Consider the following 1384-nt stretch of genomic DNA (forward strand, 5'->3'; position numbering starts at 1 on the left):
GCATTAAGAACCTTTTCACTGTGAACCGGAGATATTTCAGCTAATAACCAGAACTGGCTCTCTGACATTTTTCCGGGCGACAAAGTACGCCCGTGCTTCTTGCTCAGATACAGGTCACTGCTGTTCATTTATATCTTTCCAGAAATATAACCAGACAAAAGACGACATAAATCCGGATAACAAAAATGTACTCACACGACTGCCGTCCTGCTTTCTGCGGCGAAGATTACCACGGTGTTTTATAGCGAAAAACACTAATTTCACGATCTTTATAACCAAACAAAAACAATTTAATAGCATAAAATTTCGTTAAAAACCTAAGTATTTAGGATAAAAAACCAAAAACAAAACAAAAAACAGATAAAAAGATCGTCGTTTTTGCCAACACCAATATTGCATCCCGCACAGGTTTTTTTGTTCATATTTAGATATTCATCAAAAAACAGATCATATTTTTCACATAAAAAATGAATTTAGAATCACAGGAAATATTAAAGTGGGAAATTAAAATAACAGAAGGAAATATACGCATAATCATCCGCAGGTTAATGACGTAATCAATAACCAGAAACATTGTAAAAAACATGTTATGAGGTTGATTTTTTATGCGTTTATGAGAATTAAAAGTGGGCGTGGAGGAGAGAACCAGAGGCTGGTTATAATAAAATGGAAATTGCAAATACGGATGTGAACAGAAATGAAGAAAGAACAGATACTGGATTTTGTTCAGGATATAAACACGCCATGCAAAACGGCTGAAATAGCCATGCGTTTTGACATGAGTGTTTATCAGGCCCGCCATTACCTTACATGTCTTGAAAAAGAGGGAAAAATCAAACGTACACCTCCCCGTCGTGGGGCCTGTATCTTATGGGTGGCAGCCAGAAATACATCAACAAAAGAGCCTGTTTAACATTCTGTGTAAATTCCTTTTCTTAAAAGTGACCGTCAAAGCGGTCACCAAACTCGATAATAAAGCGGCTCATTGCCATACGCCAGTCCTTCAACGGCATCGTCCATTTCTGGGATACAGACTGGATTGCCAGCCACACCACCTTTTTTACTGACCCGTCCGTCGAGTAGGCAGCCTGGCGGCTGCGGCTTGTCATGGCCTGTAATTACCGTTATAAAAACAGACAATATCATTGTCTTTCAGGTGGTTATATAGCCCGTTCAGCTAAACCTCGCAAACAAAAATCCAGCAGACAATCTTCCCGCTCAGCCCCCCCCTGTTGCGATGGCGGGTGGTCCCCTGCGCCGGAGGAACAGATAATGAAGCCGGGCTGTTTTTTCCCGACTTCGCCAGCGCTGCCGATTACTGTATGGAGAAAGATATTCCATACCTGTTTGAAGAAGATGCCACCGGCAATTATGAAACAACTGT

General features: G+C 40.8%; 3 protein-coding genes and 1 pseudogene. 1 reads left to right on the forward strand and 3 read right to left on the reverse strand.

The window, feature by feature from the left end; translation table 11 throughout:
• The coding region (locus BEA93_RS24305; RefSeq protein WP_236942910.1) for an adhesin biosynthesis transcription regulatory family protein at positions 1–128 on the reverse strand (128 nt) is incomplete at its 3' end.
• Between the two features lie 569 nt (positions 129–697).
• Here BEA93_RS24305 and BEA93_RS24310 point away from each other — a divergent pair.
• Positions 698–913 carry a FaeA/PapI family transcriptional regulator gene (locus tag BEA93_RS24310; protein WP_097736472.1) on the forward strand — a complete coding sequence of 72 codons (216 nt, stop codon included), beginning with the start codon at positions 698–700 and terminating at the stop codon, positions 911–913.
• Positions 914–935: 22 nt separating this feature from the next.
• Here BEA93_RS24310 and BEA93_RS24315 read toward each other — a convergent pair.
• A pseudogene (locus tag BEA93_RS24315) lies at positions 936–1076 on the reverse strand (IS256 family transposase); the annotation flags it as partial.
• A gap of 84 nt (positions 1077–1160) precedes the next feature.
• The coding region (locus BEA93_RS25965) for a hypothetical protein (protein WP_236942909.1) at positions 1161–1384 on the reverse strand (224 nt) is incomplete at its 5' end.

This window comes from Escherichia sp. MOD1-EC5950, from assembly GCF_002965345.1.
GTDB classification, from domain to species: domain Bacteria; phylum Pseudomonadota; class Gammaproteobacteria; order Enterobacterales; family Enterobacteriaceae; genus Escherichia; species Escherichia marmotae.

Bases quoted from the DNA above. Each gene is read 5' to 3' on its own strand.
- BEA93_RS24310 (WP_097736472.1), top strand. From the start codon at position 698: ATGAAGAAAGAACAGATACTGGATTTTGTTCAGGATATAAACACGCCA.